This is a genomic window from Streptomyces sp. NPDC111516, assembly GCF_055635345.1.
The window spans coordinates 106,030-121,522 of sequence record NZ_JBVKBV010000014.1; the positions used below are offsets into that span (position 1 = coordinate 106,030).

A 15,493-nucleotide genomic window follows, 5' to 3' on the forward strand; every position below is an offset into this window, starting at 1 on the left:
GTTTGTGCGATGACCCCTCACGAGTGGCAGCATGGGGTGGGTGAGCGTCGCCCCCACAGAGATCGAGCGTCCCGAATCGGCCGAGGACAGCCGCGTCGTCCCCGAACCCGACGTCCCCTGGGTGACGCTCGTCCACAACGACCCGGTCAACCTCATGAGCTATGTGACCTATGTCTTCCAGGCCTACTTCGGCTACTCCAAGGACAAGGCCCACAAGCTGATGCTGGACGTCCACCACAAGGGCCGCGCCGTCGTCTCCAGCGGCAGCCGCGAGGAGATGGAGCGCGACGTCCAGGCCATGCACGGCTACGGGCTGTGGGCCACCCTCACCCAGGACCGCAACTAGTGCCGGGACCGGCAAGGCGTGCCCGCAGGGGCGCGGGCCGGTCCGATCCTCCTCTGCCCCGCCCGACCCACCATCGGAGAGAACCCATGGCCGGCCACTTCAAGGCCACCCCCGACGGCGGCGCGGCCGTCGCGCTCGACGAGGTGGAGATCGCGATCCTGCGCTCCCTCGCCGTCCAGCTGCTGGAACTGATCGGCCCCGGCGACGAACCCGCCGAGGGCGGGGACCCGCTTGCCGCGCTCTTCGCCGAGGGGCCCAGCGAACCGCCCGCCGACCCCGCCCTGGCCCGTCTCTTCCCCGAGGCGTACGGCGACGAGGACAGCGAACTGCGCGCCGCTTCCGCCGAGTTCCGCCGCTTCACCGAGAACGATCTGCGCGCCCGCAAGCGCGAGGACGCCCTCACCGTCGTACGCACCCTGGACGCCCTCTCCGTCGCGGGGGACGGCGGCGCCGTACTCACGCTCTCCGCCGACGAATGCCGCAACTGGCTCGGCGCCCTCAACGACCTCCGGCTGACCATCGGCACCCGCCTGGAGGTCGCCGACGACGACGAGGGCGACGCAGGCTCGCTCTACCGGCTTCCCGACAGTGATCCGCGCAAGCCGATGGTCATGGCCTATCTCTGGCTCGGCGCGCTGCAGGAAACCCTGGTGGAAACCCTGATGTCGTAGTTCCCGGCTTTCCGGTCTCCTGGCCTCCGGCCCCCATTCTGCGGGCCTGCCGGGCGGTCCCGGCTTCCGGGCTTCCCGGCCCCGGTTCCGGTATCCGGGATTCGCGCGTCCCGATTGCCCGTCTCCCGTGTGAGGCGCGTTCGCTCAACGGGCGCTCAAATCTGAATAACGATCCCGTCACCTGAACGGTCGCTTATGTGGCGACTGAAAACCCTTGTCCGCTTTTTCCTGTGCGGTGCGCCACATCGGCTCCGGTGATTCACCCATGTGCCCGTGATAAATCTTCACGACCACTCGGGGGCGCCACCCTTGTTCCCGAGGGCGCTACAAACCGGCCACCGCCGGTGGCACTCCATCCATATCCGGGGGGACCGGGACCTGATCCGCGGCTTCGGCGGCGCGGATCGGCGTGGAGAAAGGCGCAGCACATGACATCGGCGCAGGTCGACAAGGGACAGGGCGGTCGGCAGGCCGCAGCGGACGCGGATGCCGGCGCGAGCGGCGAGGGATACCAGCGGGCCCTCGGCGCCCGTCAGATCCAGATGATCGCCATCGGCGGAGCCATCGGAACCGGCCTCTTCCTCGGTGCGGGAAAGGCGATCTCGAAGGCCGGACCCAGCCTCGTCCTGGCTTATGCCGTCGCGGGTCTGGTGATCTTCTTCATCATGCGCGCCCTGGGCGAACTCCTCATGTACCGCCCGGTGTCGGGCTCCTTCTCGGAGTACGCCCGCGAATTCATCGGCCCCTTCGCCGGCTTTGTCACCGGCTGGACCTACTGGCTGTTCTGGGTCGTCACCGGAATCACCGAAGTCACCGCAGCCGCCCAGTACATGACGTTCTGGTTCGACATTCCGCAATGGGTGTCGGCGCTGATCTTCACGATCATCCTGTACGGCGTGAACCTGATCTCCGTAAAGCTCTTCGGGGAACTCGAATTCTGGTTCTCGATGGTCAAGGTGACCGCCATCGTCGGCATGATCCTCATCTGCGCCGGGATTCTCACCCTCGGCTTCTCCGACGCCGGGGACACCGCGTCCGTCACCCACCTCTGGGCCGACGGCGGCTTCTTCCCGCACGGCATCAAGGGCACCCTGATGACCCTGCAGATCGTGATGTTCGCCTTCCTCGCAGTGGAACTCGTCGGCGTCACCGCGGGTGAGTCCAAGGACCCGAAGACGGTCCTGCCCAAGGCCATCAACACCGTGCCGTGGCGCATCGCCGTCTTCTACGTCGGCGCCCTCATCATGATCCTCTCCGTGGTCCCGTGGACCGCGTTCAAGCCCGGCATCTCACCGTTCGTCGCCGCGTTCGAGGAAATGGGCCTCGGTGTCGGCGCCGGAATCGTCAACTTCGTCGTGCTGACCGCAGCCCTCTCCTCCTGCAACTCCGGCATGTACTCCACCGGCCGCATGCTCCGCGACCTCGCGCTCAACGGCCAGGGCCCGCAGTTCTTCACCAGGCTCACCAGGAGCGGCACCCCGCTCATCGGCACCACCTTCTCCGCCGCCCTGATGCTCGTCGGCGTCTGGATCAACTACCAGTGGCCCGGCGACGCCTTCACCTACGTCGTCTCCTTCGCCACCATCTCCGGCATGTGGGCCTGGATCATGATCCTCTTCTGCCAGATCCGCTACCGCGGCCTCGCCCGCCGTGGCGTGCTCCCGCAGTCCACGTTCCGGGCCCCCGGCGCCCCGTACACCAGCGTCTTCGCACTGGCGTTCATCGGCGTGGTCATCGTGATGATGGGCATCGACAAGGACACCAGGATCTCGCTGTACTGCGCCCCGCTCTGGGCGACCCTGCTCGGCGTCTCGTACCTGGTGCTCAAGGCCCGCAACCCCGAGAACAAGGCCTTCGAGAAGAGCTGAGACCGCCCGCGGACGAACCCCCGACGCACCGCCGGCCCGACCCCGGCCCACCGGCCGCCCCAACAGCCGCGTCCACCATGCGGGCCCCGGCGTACCACCCCTCGGTACGCCGGGGCCCGCATGCCTATCCTGGCGCCATGCTGACCATCACCCAGGCGCTCTACGACCAGATCGTCGCGCACTCCCGCGCCGACCACCCCGACGAGGCGTGCGGCGTGGTCGCGGGGCCGGCCGGAACCGGCCGGGCCGAACGGTTCATCCCCATGCTCAACGCCGCCCGCTCGCCCACCTTCTACGAGTTCGACTCGGCCGACCTCCTCAAGCTCTACCGCGAGCTGGACGACCGCGACGAGGAGCCGGTGATCATCTACCACTCCCACACCGCTACCGAGGCCTACCCCTCCCGCACCGACGTCACCTACGCCAACGAACCCGGCGCCCACTACGTCCTCGTCTCCACCGCCGACACCGACGACGCGGGCCCCTTCCAGTTCCGCTCCTACCGGATCGTGGACGGCGAGATCACCGAGGAGGAGGTCGAGGTCGTCGAGGCGTACGAACCCGCCTGACCTCGCCACATCGCCCGACCCGGCACGCCACCGGCCGGACGGGACCGGCTCCACCGAGGTCCCGTCCACCAGGGCCCTGTCCACCCACCGAACACCCACCATCCATCAGGTGGGATCACACTCCAGATCGCGGACCGGGAATCGATACGATGACCGCATGGTTCCCCATGACGTGAGCGACAGGACGCCGGGCACGCTGCTCGTCGCGCGGCTGCACGTCGACCTGTGCAGGCTCTCCAGCGCGATCTGTACGTGCCACCTGCCCGCCTGCCGCAAGGCCTGAGCCGGGCTCGCGGCACCGCGAACACCATGCGCCACGCACCGACCCCCGCGCGGGGGCAGAGCCGCGCGCCCCACGCCACCTCTCCGCTCCGATCTGCTTTCGACAGGAGTCCACGCCATGGCCATCGAGGTCCGCATCCCGACCATCCTCCGTACCTACACCGACGGCGCCAAGGCCGTCGAGGGCAACGGAGACACCCTCGCCGACCTCTTCACGGACCTGGACAGCCGCCACAACGGCATCCGTGAACGCATCGTCGACGGGAACGAACTCCGCCGCTTCGTGAACGTCTACCTCAACGACGAGGACGTCCGCTTCCTCGACGGCATCTCGACCAAGCTCAGCGACGGCGACAACGTCACCATCCTCCCGGCCGTCGCCGGAGGAGCCGCCGGGGCGAAGCCCCGTCCGGCCGGGGCGGCGGTCGGGCGACGGGCGGGCGTGAACTGATGCGGTACGACAGCCCGCTCGCCGCAGTGGGCAACACCCCGCTCGTCCGCCTGCCGCGGCTGTCACCGTCGGACGACGTCCGCATCTGGGCCAAGCTGGAGGACCGCAACCCCACCGGCTCGATCAAGGACCGCCCCGCGCTCCACATGGTCGAACAGGCCGAGAAGGACGGCCGGTTGACGCCCGGCTGCACCATCCTGGAACCCACCAGCGGCAACACCGGCATCTCGCTCGCCATGGCGGCCAAGCTCAAGGGCTACCGCATCGTGTGCGTCATGCCGGAGAACACCTCCCAGGAACGGCGCGACCTGCTCGCCATGTGGGGCGCCGAAATCATCTCCTCACCGGCGGCGGGCGGCTCCAACACCGCCGTACGCGTCGCCAAGGAACTGGCCGCCGAGCACCCCGACTGGGTCATGCTCTACCAGTACGGCAACCCCGACAACGCGGGCGCCCACTACGCCACCACCGGCCCGGAGATCCTCACCGACCTCCCGTCCGTCACCCACTTCGTGGCCGGCCTCGGCACCACGGGCACACTCATGGGCGTCGGCCGCTACCTGCGCGAGCACAAGCCGGACGTCAAGATCGTCGCCGCCGAACCCCGCTACGACGACCTGGTCTACGGGCTCCGCAACCTCGACGAGGGCTTCGTCCCCGAGCTCTACGACGCCTCGGTCCTCACCACCCGCTTCTCCGTCGGCTCCGCGGACGCCGTCACCCGCACCCGCGAACTCCTCCAGCAGGAGGGCATCTTCGCGGGTGTCTCCACCGGCGCCGCACTCCACGCAGCGATCGGCGTCGGGAACAAGGCCGTCAGGGCGGGAGAGCCGGCCGACATCGTCTTCGTCGTCGCCGACGGCGGCTGGAAGTACCTGTCGACGGGCGTCTACACGGCCCCCACGACGGAAGCGGCCATCAAAACCCTGCACGGCCAGCTCTGGGCATAAGAGGAGTTCACAAAATGGGCGCCCGGCTCGCGGCGCCTGGCACGCACGCTCGCTGCGTTGCCGAAACGCCCTAGTAGCTCCTTCCCCAAGCTCTCAGCTTCGTTCGAGCAGGGGAGACCCCATCCGAGGACCTGCCGGCGCCTTGCGATCGCACGCACCAGACGCCGCGAGCTGATCGGACTCCCATTTTGTGAGCTCCTCTAAGAGGAGCTACCCCCCGCACTGCACAAGAGGAGCCAACCTCCGCACTCGAACGCCGGACGAGCCGAACAACCGGCCCGTCCGGCGTTCGAGCCCCCGGCCCACCCCACCTCACCCAAGCTTCCGCACCCGCTCCCAGACCCTCGCATCCACCACCCCCACCAGCCGCCGAAACCCCCGCAGGCCGACCTCCCGCAACTCATCCGTCTCCAGGAAGCTCGCCCGCTCCCGCGCATCCCCCACCGCCCCCACGGGCAGCGCGATCACCCCCGGCCGCTCCTCGTGATGCTTGCTGGTGATCTTCGCTACGAGCGCCGAGTCGCCCCGTACCGACAGCACCAGACAGGGCCGGTCCTTCGCCCCCGGCCCGTCCTCGTACGGCACCTCGGCCCACCAGATCTCACCCGGCCTCGGCCTCCGCTCCGGTCCACGCCCCGGCCCCGCCGGCGGACGCCTCCGCCCGCCCGGACGCCCACCCGAGCGCGTACCCGCCGACCCGCCACGACGCCCACCCGGCCGCCGCCCGCCCCGCCCCCGCCCATCGGCAACCGCCGCGACGAGCGCGAACAGCACGACAACGGCAAACGCGACCCACCACCACGACATGTTCATGTCCCGACCGTACCGGCGCCCCGGCCTCTTCCATCGAACCGGTGACAGAGCAGGTGAGTTCCCCCACAACGGACGGCCATGGAGGAGCGACCGGCTGTCTCGCGCCTTACGCTCGACAAACCGCTCAACAGACCGCACGAACCCTCCCCGTTCCCACGCCTCGGAGGTTCACGCTCCATGAAGCTCACCGTCGTCGGCTGCTCCGGCTCGTTCCCGTCCGCGGGATCGGCATGTTCGAGCTACCTCGTAGAGGCCGACGGCTTCAGGCTGCTCCTCGACATGGGCAACGGCGCCCTCGGCGAGCTGCAGCGCCATGTCGGTCTCTACGACCTCGACGCCATCTTCCTCAGCCACCTCCATGTCGATCACTGCATCGACATGTGCGCATACTTCGTCGTGCGCTACTACCGGCACGACGGGGGCCGTCCCAGCCCCATCCCGGTCTACGGCCCCGACGGCACCGAACAGCGGCTGACCACCGCCCACGCCGACACCCCGTCCGAGCGGGCGATGAGCGAGGTCTTCGACTTCCACACCCTCAAGCCCGGCTCGTTCGAGATCGGCCCCTTCTCGGTCCGTACGGAGAAGGTCTGCCACCCCGTCGAATCCTTCGGCATCCGGATCGAGCACGGCGGCCGCTCGCTCACGTACTCCGGCGACACCGGCGTCTGCGAGGCCCTGGACGAGCTCGCCGAGGATGCCGATCTGTTCCTCTGCGAAGCATCGTTCACCCACGGCAAGGAGGACATTCCGGACCTCCACCTCAACGGCCGCGAAGCCGGCGAGATCGCCGCCCGCGCCGGAGTGGGACGGCTCGTCCTCACCCACATCCCGCCGTGGACCGACGCCGACCGCAACCTGGCCGACGCCCGCATGTTCTTCCGCGGACCGGTGGAAGTGGCGGCACCGGGTGCGGTGTACGAGATCTGACCGTCCCGCATGTCCGGTGCACGACGAAGCCCTCACCTCCCGCAGGGAAGGTGAGGGCTTCGTCGTGCACCGGGGTGAGGCCTACTTCGCCTCGGCCTTGAGGAGCTCGGCAAGCTCCTCGTCGGACTCGCGGCCCGGAGTCGGCAGGTTGAACTTGGCGATCGCGAAGCGGAAGACCACGTAGTAGACCACCGCGAAGCAGAGGCCGACCAGCACGAGCAGCCATGGCTTGCTCGCGATGCCGAGGTTCAGTCCGAAGTCGACCAGGCCGGCCGAGAAGCCGAAGCCGTCCTTGATGCCGAGCGCCCAGGTCAGAGCCATGGACACACCCGTGAGCACCGCGTGGATCGCGTACAGCACTGGGGCGATGAACATGAACGTGAACTCGATCGGCTCGGTCACACCTGTGACGAACGAGGTGAGCGCGAGGGAGAACATCATGCCGCCGACGACCTTGCGGCGCTCGGGCCGGGCGCAATGGACGATCGCGAGGCAGGCCGCCGGAAGGGCGAACATCATGATCGGGAAGAAGCCGGTCATGAACTGTCCGGCCTGCGGGTCACCGGCCAGGAACCGGGCGATGTCGCCGTGGGCGCCGTTGTAATCGCCCGCCTGGAACCACGGGAACGAGTTCAGCAGGTGGTGCATGCCGACGGGGATCAGCGCACGGTTGGCAACACCGAAGATGCCCGCGCCGACGGCGCCGGAGCCGACCAGCCACTCACCGAAGTTGTGCAGACCGGTGCCGAGGACCGGCCAGATCAGACCGAAGACGATGCCGATGATCAGGCCCGCGAAGGCCGACAGGATCGGGACCAGTCGACGGCCGCTGAAGAAGCCCGCCCAGTCGGGCAGCTTCGTCCGGTAGAACCGCTGGTAGATCAGGGCCACGACGATGCCCATCACGACACCGCCGAGCACACCGGCGTTGACCGGCGCGTCGTTCATGACGATCTTGCCGTCCACGACGCCGGCGACCTGGGGCAGATTGCTGTCGGTGAAGGTGGCGAGCACCTTCTGGAAGACCAGGTAGCCGGTGACCGCGGCGAGCGCGGTCGAACCATCCGACTTCTTCGCGAAACCGATCGCGATACCCACGGCGAACAGCAGGGCCATGTTGTCGAGAATCGCCCCGCCACCCGCGGACATGTAGCCGGCGAGCTTCGTGATGAAGGTCGGGAACGAGTCGCGGCCGAGCATGTCGGCGTTGCCGAGACGCACCAGCAGGGCGGCTGCGGGCAGCACCGCGACCGGCAGCATGAGGCTGCGGCCGATGCGCTGCATGACCGCCATCACGCCGGCGCCCTTCTTCTTGGTGACCGCGGGTGCGGTGTCTGCCGTGGACATCAACTTCCTCCATGGGGACAAGGCGCCGCCCGGATCTTCGACGGGGGAGACGGCGACTCGAGAAACGCGGCAGAGCGCCGCGCGGTCTGGACCACTCAGTGGTGTAGACCAGTTGTAGCACGGTATGGGATATATAAGGAACCTGTGCATTCCGACTACTTCGCATGAGCAATCACCCACGCTCCGTGACATGACGAAGACCCCCCGGACCACAAGGTCCGAGGGGCCGCTCCCGCCGGGCCCGAGCCCGGCCCAGGTGCTACTTCGTGAGGTTTCTCTCGATCTCGTCCTCCACCTCGTCGGGCTCCCGGCCCGGAGTCTGGAGATTGAACCTGGTGATCGCGAACCGGAAGATCGCGTAATAGACGGCGGCGAAGACCAGGCCGATCGGAATGATCAGCCACGGTTTCGTCGCCAGACCCCAGTTGATGACGTAGTCGATCAGGCCCGCGGAGAAACTGAAGCCGTCCTTGACCCCGAGCGCCCAGGTCACCGCCATCGACACACCGGTGAGCACCGCGTGGATCGCGTACAGCAACGGCGCGATGAACACGAACGAGTACTCGATCGGCTCGGTGATACCCGTCACGAACGACGTCAGGGCGACCGACAGCATCATGCCGCCGACCGCCTTCCGCCGATGCGGCTTGGCGCAGTGGTAGATCGCCAGCGCCGCGGCCGGCAGGGCGAACATCATGATCGGGAAGAAGCCCGAGGTGAACTGACCGGCCGTCGGGTCACCCGCCAGGAACCGGTTGATGTCACCGTGCACGACCGTGCCGTCCGGCTTGGTGAAGTCGCCGAACTGGAACCAGACGAACGTGTTCAGGAACTGATGCAGACCGATGACCAGCAGCGCGCGGTTGGCGACACCGAAGATGCCCGACCCCGCCCAGTCCAGGTCCACCAGCCACTTGGAGAAGCTGGTCAGACCGTCACCGATCGGCTGCCACACCCACGCGCACAGCGCCGCGAAGAGGAGGCCGACGAACGCCATGATGATCGGGACGAGCCGACGACCGTTGAAGAAGCCCAGCCAGTCCACCAGCTTGACCCGGTGGTACCGCTGCCAGAACCAGGCGGACAGCAGACCCATCACGATGCCGCCGAACACCCCGGGGTTCTGGTAGCCGGCCTGCGTGACCGTGGTGTCCGGCAGCACGCAGACCCCCGACCACATCCCCGCGCCGCTGAACTTGGCTCCCGCGGCGCAGGCCACCGGGAAGGCGTGCAGCACCGCGTAATAGACGAGAAATCCGGTCACCGCGGCGAGCGCGGTCGAACCGTCCGACTTCTTGGCCATGCCGATCGCCACACCGATGCAGAACAGCAGCGGAAGGCCGAGCCCCGAGTCGAGCAGCGCGCCGCCCGCCGCCGCGAACACCTTGGCGACATCGCCCCAGTGCAGCCCCTCGTCGCCGAATACGTCCGGCTGGCCCAGCCGGTTGAGAATGCCTGCCGCCGGCAGGACGGCGATCGGGAGCTGGAGGCTGCGGCCCATCTTCTGGAGGCCCTGGAAGAGGCCGCTCCACCACGTCTTCCGTGGTACTGCGGCGCTGCTCGAGCTCATCGGCGTCCTCCCGGAACAAGGCGCGGTCGGGGGTCGTTGCAGACTGGTGTAGACCAGTTGGGGTACGGTGCGTAACCCGCCTGGAAGACCGGGCACCGGTGATCGTCATCATTGGGGACGGTCCAGTCACTCGCTCGCGAAGCTGGGCCAAACGTGCGTTACGGTGACGAAACGGACCCATGGTGGGCCGTCGCACGCATGTGAACAACCAGGGAGAAGGCCATGGCCAGCAAGGCTGAGAAGATCGTCGCCGGGCTCGGCGGTATCGACAACATCGACGAGATCGAAGGCTGCATCACGCGCCTGCGCACCGAGGTCCACGACCCCAGCAAGGTCGACGAAGCCGCGCTCAAGGCCGCCGGAGCCCACGGCGTCGTCAAGATGGGCACCGCGATCCAGGTCGTCATCGGCACCGACGCCGACCCCATCGCCGCCGACATCGAAGACATGATGTGACCGGCCGCCGAATCACCGGCTGACCTCCCGGCCGAAGCCCCGGACGAGCCCTCCGGCCGCCCCCGCCGGAACCCCCGCTGAGCCGAACGAACCAACTCGGCACCAGCCACCAGCCCCCCACTAGCACCACCACCCCGCAGGCCCCGTCCGCCCCACCGAACGGGGCCTGCACCGCACCCGAACGGGCGCCATCCCCGCACCCGATAGGGTCGATGCCATGTCTCGTATCGACGGCCGCACCCCCGAACAGCTCCGCCCCGTCACCATCGAACGCGGATGGAGCAAGCACGCCGAAGGCTCCGTACTCATCTCCTTCGGCGACACCAAGGTCTTCTGCACCGCCTCCGTCACCGAAGGCGTCCCCCGCTGGCGCAAGGGCAGCGGCGAAGGCTGGGTCACCGCCGAATACTCCATGCTGCCCCGCGCCACCAACACCCGCGGCGACCGCGAATCCGTACGCGGCAAGATCGGCGGCCGCACCCACGAGATCAGCCGACTCATCGGCCGATCCCTGCGCGCCGTCATCGACTACAAGGCCCTCGGCGAGAACACCATCGTCCTCGACTGCGACGTCCTCCAGGCCGACGGCGGCACCCGCACCGCCGCCATCACCGGCGCCTACGTCGCCCTCGCCGATGCCGTCACCTGGGCCCAGCACAAGAAGCTCGTCAAGCACGGCCGCAAGCCACTCACCGACACCGTCGCCGCGATCAGCGTCGGCATCGTCGGCGGCACCCCCCTCCTCGACCTCTGCTACGAGGAGGACGTCCGCGCCGAGACCGACATGAACGTCGTCTGCACCGGCGACGGCCGCTTCGTCGAAGTCCAGGGCACCGCCGAAGCCACCCCCTTCGACCGCAAGGAACTCGGCGCCCTCCTCGACCTCGCCACCGCAGGCTGCGCAGACCTCACCGTCATCCAGCACGAGGCACTCGCCCGAACCCTGGGCGAGTGAAGAAGCAACCAAGAACGCACCACAACGCGTCGTTACGAGCACGGGCGCACGGGTCGAACCGTGCGCCCGTCCGCGTATCCGCACCCGGGGAGGAACCGCACCATGGCCAAGGCCGACCGCCACCGCCGCAGCACCGTCGCGCTGACCCTGACCGCCCTCACCCTCACACTCACCGCGACAGCCGGCTGCGGCGCCGTCGACAAGGCACTCGACTGCGTCCGCACCGCCGACGCCATCGCCACCAGCGTCGACAACCTCCAACAGGCCGTCTCCAACGCGTCGAACGACCCCACCCGGGCATCCGAATCCCTCGACGACATCGAGAAGGAACTCGGCAACCTCGGCGACAAGACCGACAACGCCGACCTCGGCAAGGCCGTCGACCACCTCCGGGCCGGCGTCGGCAACGTCCGCGACTCGATCGACAAGGGCGACACCACCCCCGACATCACCCCGGTCACCGACGCAGCCAAGGAAATCGGCAAGGTCTGCACCCCCTGACCACCCCCGATACTGGATGACATGACCCGCCTCATCCTCGCCACCCGCAACGCCGGGAAGATCACCGAACTCCACGCGATCCTCGCCGACGCAGGCCTCGACCACGAACTCGTCGGCGCGGACGCGTACCCGGAAGTCCCCGACGTCAAGGAGACCGGCGTCACCTTCGCCGAGAACGCCCTGCTCAAGGCCCACGCCCTCGCGAAGGCCACCGGCCACCCCGCCATCGCCGACGACTCCGGCCTCTGCGTGGACGTACTCGGCGGCGCCCCCGGCATCTTCTCCGCCCGCTGGGCCGGCGCCCACGGCGACGACCGGGCCAACCTGGACCTGCTCCTGGCCCAGCTCTCCGACATCGACGACGCCCACCGCCGGGCCCACTTCGCCTGCGCGGCCGCCCTCGCCCTCCCCGACGGCACGGAACGCGTGGTCGAGGGCCGCCTGACGGGCACCCTGCGCCACACCCCGTCCGGCACGAACGGCTTCGGCTACGACCCGATCCTCCAGCCGGACGGCTCCACCCGCACCTGCGCGGAACTGACCCCGGCCGAAAAGAACGCGATCAGCCACCGAGGCAAGGCGTTCCGGGCGCTGGTGCCGGTGGTGCGGGAGTTGGTGGGGTGAGCAATGGGAATGGGCCGCCCCAAGGGACGGCCCATTGCCATGTGCGGCCGGTGGGATTCGAACCCACACGGGATTTCTCCCACGGCGTTCTAAGCGCCGATCGTCTACCCTTCCGACACGGCCGCCTGCCGCATCATCGTATCGGGCAAGACGCCGAGTGTGAGAGCGGGTTTGTCAACGTGTGTTGCGGCGGCCGCCCCCTCGGCACCAGGTGTCAGTGACGGCGTGGCAGTTCGGGCACAGCAGGCGCAGGTTCTCGGCGCGGTCGTCGCTCCAGTCACCGTTGATGTGGTCGACCTCCAGAGTCAGGGGTTTCCCCTGCCAGTGCGGACCAGTTCCACACTCCGCGCACCTCTCGGGTACGCCGATCCCAGCGAGTGCCCGACGCAGCATCGTGGTCCTCGTGCGACGCGTGCCTTCGTGCTTTACCAGTACCTCTTCGGGGCGCTTGGTGGGCGTCGTGCCCGGTAGGCCGCGCTGGTGCGCCTGCCCCAGAAAGTGTGTGGTTGTGAGTCCTTCTTCGTTGATCCACTGGCGCAGCAGGGCTCGTTGACGCCGGTTGTCCGGGCGGCAGAGCCTGCGGAGCAGCTCGGCGAGGGAACGAGAGCCCGCCACAGCCTCGAGGAGCGCGCTTGCTGAAGGACGAGTTCCAGCAGTATCAAAGCCGCAGTGGCGGAAGTGAGAGATGTCGATGTCGAAGTGAGCGAAGCGCCGGAGCAGGTACCTCCTGAGCTTGCCGTAGGGGCGTGTCCCGAAGAAGGTTATGACCGCGTCGATGTCGGAGCACTTTTCTGCCGCCTCGATCAGTCGCTCACGCGTGTACTCGCGTCTCTGGCTCATGAGCCACCGAGTCCTGCTCGACGCCCCTTGGCGCGACCACGGTATGTGTCGGTCACCGAGTGGCAGTTGGGGCACAGCAACCGCAGATTTTCCAACCGGTTGTCGCGCCACTTGCCGTTGATGTGATCTACCTCGAGCGGGAGCGGCTGACCGCACCACATTGGTTCTGTGCCACAGAGCGCACACCGCTGGGCAACGCCGAGCGCCGCCATGGCGGGTTTGAGGCGGGCACCGGGAATGCGGCGGGCGTGCGGTGAAAGGTTCTCGACCAGTAGTTCCTGGGGTGTGCGGCGGAGCTGCTTCGTCCCGGTTCTTGATGGCTGGACGAAGTGTGAGGTGTCGAGGCCGTACGCCTTGATGCGACGACTGATGTTGGTGTGGTGGCCACCCACCGCCTCAAGGCCGAGGCGTCGCAGCACCTCGTGCACGCTCTTCGAGGCAGCGACCACGGGCTCAAGAATCTGCCTCGTCCAGCGAGAGCCCTCGCGCTCGAAGTGTCCGGTGTCTATGCCCATCTTCCGCATACGTTCGCGAATGTAGCTCCGTGTCGAGCTCCGTGGGTCCACTCCGAGTCTCGTCAGCGCCTCGGACAGTGTCCGTGACGACGAGGCCGCCTCTGTGAGCCGCTCTCGTGTGTAGGGGCTTACCGGCATGTTCCCCTCCGCATCCGACCGCGCGTTCGCGGTCTCGCACGGATCAACGAGCCGTTTATCGGAGAGTCACGTCCGATATCCGACAAGATGCGGAATGGTCCGCACCGCTTCAACGTCGATTGAAGCGGTGCGGACCATTTCGACGAGGCACGGAGGCCCGGGGTCAGAACTTCGGCTCAGGCGTCTGCGCCGCGCACAGTTCCGCGGCCTCCTCGTGCGTCTCCACCGACGGCGGCGAGCCGTCCAGCGGGCGCTGCGCCGTCTCCTTCATGCAGGCCACGGCGATCGCGCCGACCAGGGCCGCCGCCATCGCGTAGTAGGCCGGCATCAGTTGGGTGCCGGTCCAGCTGATCAGGGCCGTGATCACCAGAGGGGTCGTACCGCCGAAGAGGGAGGTCGAGAGGTTGTAGCCCACCGAGAGGGAGCCGTAGCGGACGTGGGTGGGGAAGAGGGCCGGGAGGGCGGCGGACATGGTGCCGAGCATGCAGACCAGGGAGAGGCCCAGCATCAGCATGCCGGTCGTGACGGCGAAGATGCCGCCCTGCCGGATGAGGACGAAGGCGGGGAGGGAGAGGAAGAAGAAGCCGAGCATGCCGGTCATCAGGAGCGGCTTGCGGCCGAAGCGGTCGGAGAGTTTGCCGACCTGGCTGATGATCAGCATCAGGAAGACCATGACGGCGAGCAGGATGAGCAGGCCGTGGGTCTCGCTGTAGCCGAGTTCGTCGGAGAGGTAGGTCGGCATGTACGACAGCAGCATGTAGTCGGTGATGTTGTACGCGCCGACCAGGCAGATGCAGAGGATCAGGGACGGCCAGTACTGCCGGAAGATGTTGGCGAGGTCTCCCTTGGTGGTGGTCTCGACGCCGTCGGCGGCCTCCGTCGCGTGGGCGGTGCCGCCCTCCAGTTTCTGGAACGCGGGGGTCTCGTCCAGGCGCAGTCGGAGGTAGAGGCCGATCAGGCCGAGGGGGCCCGCTATGAGGAACGGGATGCGCCAGCCCCAGGCTTCCATCTGGCCGGGGTCGAGTATCGCGGTCAGCGCGGTGACGAGTCCGGCGGCGCCGACGTAGCCGGCCAGGGTGCCGAATTCGAGGAAGCTGCCGAAGTAGCCCCGGCGTTTGTCGGGGGCGTACTCGGCGATGAAGGTGGAGGCGCCGCCGTACTCGCCGCCGGTGGAGAAGCCCTGGACCAGGCGGAAGAAGATCAGCAGGGTGGGGGCCCACAGGCCGATGGAGTCGTGGGAGGGGATGACTCCGATCGCGAAGGTGCCGACGGCCATCATGATCATGGTGAGGGCGAGGACCTTCTTGCGGCCGATCTTGTCGCCCATGGGGCCGAAGAACATGCCGCCGAGGGGTCGTACCAGGAAGGCGACGGCGAAGGTGGCGAAGGAGGAGAGGAGCTGGGTGGTGTCGTTCCCGGACGGGAAGAAGACATGGCCCAGGGTGGCGGCCAGGTAGGAGTAGATCCCGAAGTCGAACCACTCCATGGCGTTGCCGAGTGATGCGGCCTTCACCGCCCGTTTGACCGCCCGGTCGTCGGTGACGGTGATGTCCGACCGGCGCAGCTTCGGGTTCTTGCGTTGGCGGATGGCGCGGAAGAGGGTCGGGTGGCGTTTGACCGCTTCCGGGTCGGCCGCCTGTTGGGGGTCGGTGGCCGCCATGGCCGGG

At 68.0% G+C, this 15,493-nt stretch carries 18 protein-coding genes and 1 tRNA gene; 12 read left to right on the forward strand and 7 right to left on the reverse strand.

Annotation, left to right across the window (positions count from 1 at the left end; all coding sequences use genetic code 11):
- Nucleotides 1–31 precede the first annotated feature (31 nt).
- The 7 genes from clpS (at nucleotide 32) to ACZ7L9_RS24690 (ending at nucleotide 5,137) form a co-directional block, all read left to right on the forward strand.
- Entirely contained in the window at nucleotides 32–346 is a 315-nt protein-coding gene (gene clpS / locus ACZ7L9_RS24660; RefSeq protein WP_266746437.1) for an ATP-dependent Clp protease adapter ClpS, read from the forward strand.
- Between the two features lie 86 nt (nucleotides 347–432).
- Nucleotides 433–1,017 (forward strand): DUF2017 domain-containing protein, encoded by a 585-nt coding sequence (locus ACZ7L9_RS24665; RefSeq protein ID WP_471418163.1) that lies wholly within the window; start codon nucleotides 433–435, stop codon nucleotides 1,015–1,017.
- A 428-nt stretch (nucleotides 1,018–1,445) separates the two neighbouring features.
- Entirely contained in the window at nucleotides 1,446–2,885 is a 1,440-nt protein-coding gene (locus ACZ7L9_RS24670) for an amino acid permease (RefSeq protein ID WP_471418165.1), read from the forward strand.
- A gap of 137 nt (nucleotides 2,886–3,022) precedes the next feature.
- Entirely contained in the window at nucleotides 3,023–3,454 is a 432-nt protein-coding gene (locus tag ACZ7L9_RS24675) for a M67 family metallopeptidase (protein WP_471418167.1), read from the forward strand.
- A 157-nt stretch (nucleotides 3,455–3,611) separates the two neighbouring features.
- The gene (locus ACZ7L9_RS24680) at nucleotides 3,612–3,737 is read left to right on the forward strand and encodes a putative leader peptide (RefSeq protein ID WP_471418169.1); all 126 of its coding nucleotides are present in this window, start codon (nucleotides 3,612–3,614) and stop codon (nucleotides 3,735–3,737) included.
- A 117-nt stretch (nucleotides 3,738–3,854) separates the two neighbouring features.
- The gene (locus ACZ7L9_RS24685) at nucleotides 3,855–4,187 is read left to right on the forward strand and encodes a MoaD/ThiS family protein (protein ID WP_471418171.1); all 333 of its coding nucleotides are present in this window, start codon (nucleotides 3,855–3,857) and stop codon (nucleotides 4,185–4,187) included.
- Nucleotides 4,187–5,137: a PLP-dependent cysteine synthase family protein gene (locus ACZ7L9_RS24690; protein ID WP_471418173.1), complete on the forward strand. Its 951-nt coding sequence runs from the start codon at nucleotides 4,187–4,189 to the stop codon at nucleotides 5,135–5,137. The genes ACZ7L9_RS24685 and ACZ7L9_RS24690 overlap by 1 nt, the downstream gene beginning before the upstream one ends.
- Before the next feature lie 312 nt (nucleotides 5,138–5,449).
- Here ACZ7L9_RS24690 and ACZ7L9_RS24695 read toward each other — a convergent pair whose 3' ends face one another.
- Complete coding sequence (locus ACZ7L9_RS24695) at nucleotides 5,450–5,722, reverse strand: type II toxin-antitoxin system PemK/MazF family toxin (protein WP_471418175.1); 273 nt, start codon at nucleotides 5,720–5,722, stop codon at nucleotides 5,450–5,452.
- A gap of 405 nt (nucleotides 5,723–6,127) precedes the next feature.
- Between ACZ7L9_RS24695 and ACZ7L9_RS24700 the strand changes: the two genes are divergently transcribed.
- Nucleotides 6,128–6,880: an MBL fold metallo-hydrolase gene (locus ACZ7L9_RS24700; protein WP_471418177.1), complete on the forward strand. Its 753-nt coding sequence runs from the start codon at nucleotides 6,128–6,130 to the stop codon at nucleotides 6,878–6,880.
- Between the two features lie 81 nt (nucleotides 6,881–6,961).
- Here the strand turns inward: ACZ7L9_RS24700 and ACZ7L9_RS24705 are convergent, their stop codons facing one another.
- Together ACZ7L9_RS24705 and ACZ7L9_RS24710 are read right to left on the reverse strand one after the other, a co-directional pair.
- Entirely contained in the window at nucleotides 6,962–8,227 is a 1,266-nt protein-coding gene (locus tag ACZ7L9_RS24705) for a PTS transporter subunit EIIC (protein ID WP_471418179.1), read from the reverse strand.
- Between the two features lie 259 nt (nucleotides 8,228–8,486).
- Nucleotides 8,487–9,797 carry a PTS transporter subunit EIIC gene (locus ACZ7L9_RS24710; protein ID WP_471418181.1) on the reverse strand — a complete coding sequence of 437 codons (1,311 nt, stop codon included), beginning with the start codon at nucleotides 9,795–9,797 and terminating at the stop codon, nucleotides 8,487–8,489.
- Between the two features lie 222 nt (nucleotides 9,798–10,019).
- Between ACZ7L9_RS24710 and ACZ7L9_RS24715 the strand changes: the two genes are divergently transcribed.
- The 4 genes from ACZ7L9_RS24715 (at nucleotide 10,020) to rdgB (ending at nucleotide 12,333) form a co-directional block, all read left to right on the forward strand.
- Entirely contained in the window at nucleotides 10,020–10,253 is a 234-nt protein-coding gene (locus ACZ7L9_RS24715; protein ID WP_014046255.1) for a PTS sugar transporter subunit IIB, read from the forward strand.
- A gap of 217 nt (nucleotides 10,254–10,470) precedes the next feature.
- A complete protein-coding gene (rph, locus tag ACZ7L9_RS24720) occupies nucleotides 10,471–11,208 on the forward strand; it encodes a ribonuclease PH (protein WP_471418183.1) in 738 nt (245 codons plus the stop codon).
- 102 nt (nucleotides 11,209–11,310) lie between these two features.
- Nucleotides 11,311–11,709, forward strand: coding sequence for a hypothetical protein (locus tag ACZ7L9_RS24725; RefSeq protein ID WP_471418185.1), 399 nt, complete (start codon nucleotides 11,311–11,313; stop codon nucleotides 11,707–11,709).
- Between the two features lie 21 nt (nucleotides 11,710–11,730).
- On the forward strand, nucleotides 11,731–12,333 hold the full coding sequence (gene rdgB / locus ACZ7L9_RS24730; RefSeq protein WP_471418187.1) for an RdgB/HAM1 family non-canonical purine NTP pyrophosphatase: 603 nt from the start codon (nucleotides 11,731–11,733) through the stop codon (nucleotides 12,331–12,333).
- Between the two features lie 42 nt (nucleotides 12,334–12,375).
- Here rdgB and ACZ7L9_RS24735 read toward each other — a convergent pair.
- From ACZ7L9_RS24735 to proP, 4 genes are all read right to left on the reverse strand, one after another.
- Nucleotides 12,376–12,458, reverse strand: a tRNA-Leu gene (locus tag ACZ7L9_RS24735).
- 49 nt (nucleotides 12,459–12,507) lie between these two features.
- Complete coding sequence (locus ACZ7L9_RS24740) at nucleotides 12,508–13,173, reverse strand: HNH endonuclease signature motif containing protein (protein WP_471418189.1); 666 nt, start codon at nucleotides 13,171–13,173, stop codon at nucleotides 12,508–12,510.
- Complete coding sequence (locus ACZ7L9_RS24745) at nucleotides 13,170–13,826, reverse strand: HNH endonuclease (RefSeq protein ID WP_471418191.1); 657 nt, start codon at nucleotides 13,824–13,826, stop codon at nucleotides 13,170–13,172. The genes ACZ7L9_RS24740 and ACZ7L9_RS24745 overlap by 4 nt, the downstream gene beginning before the upstream one ends.
- Nucleotides 13,827–13,989: 163 nt before the next feature.
- Nucleotides 13,990–15,486, reverse strand: coding sequence for a glycine betaine/L-proline transporter ProP (gene proP / locus ACZ7L9_RS24750; RefSeq protein WP_471418193.1), 1,497 nt, complete (start codon nucleotides 15,484–15,486; stop codon nucleotides 13,990–13,992).
- Nucleotides 15,487–15,493 lie beyond the last annotated feature (7 nt).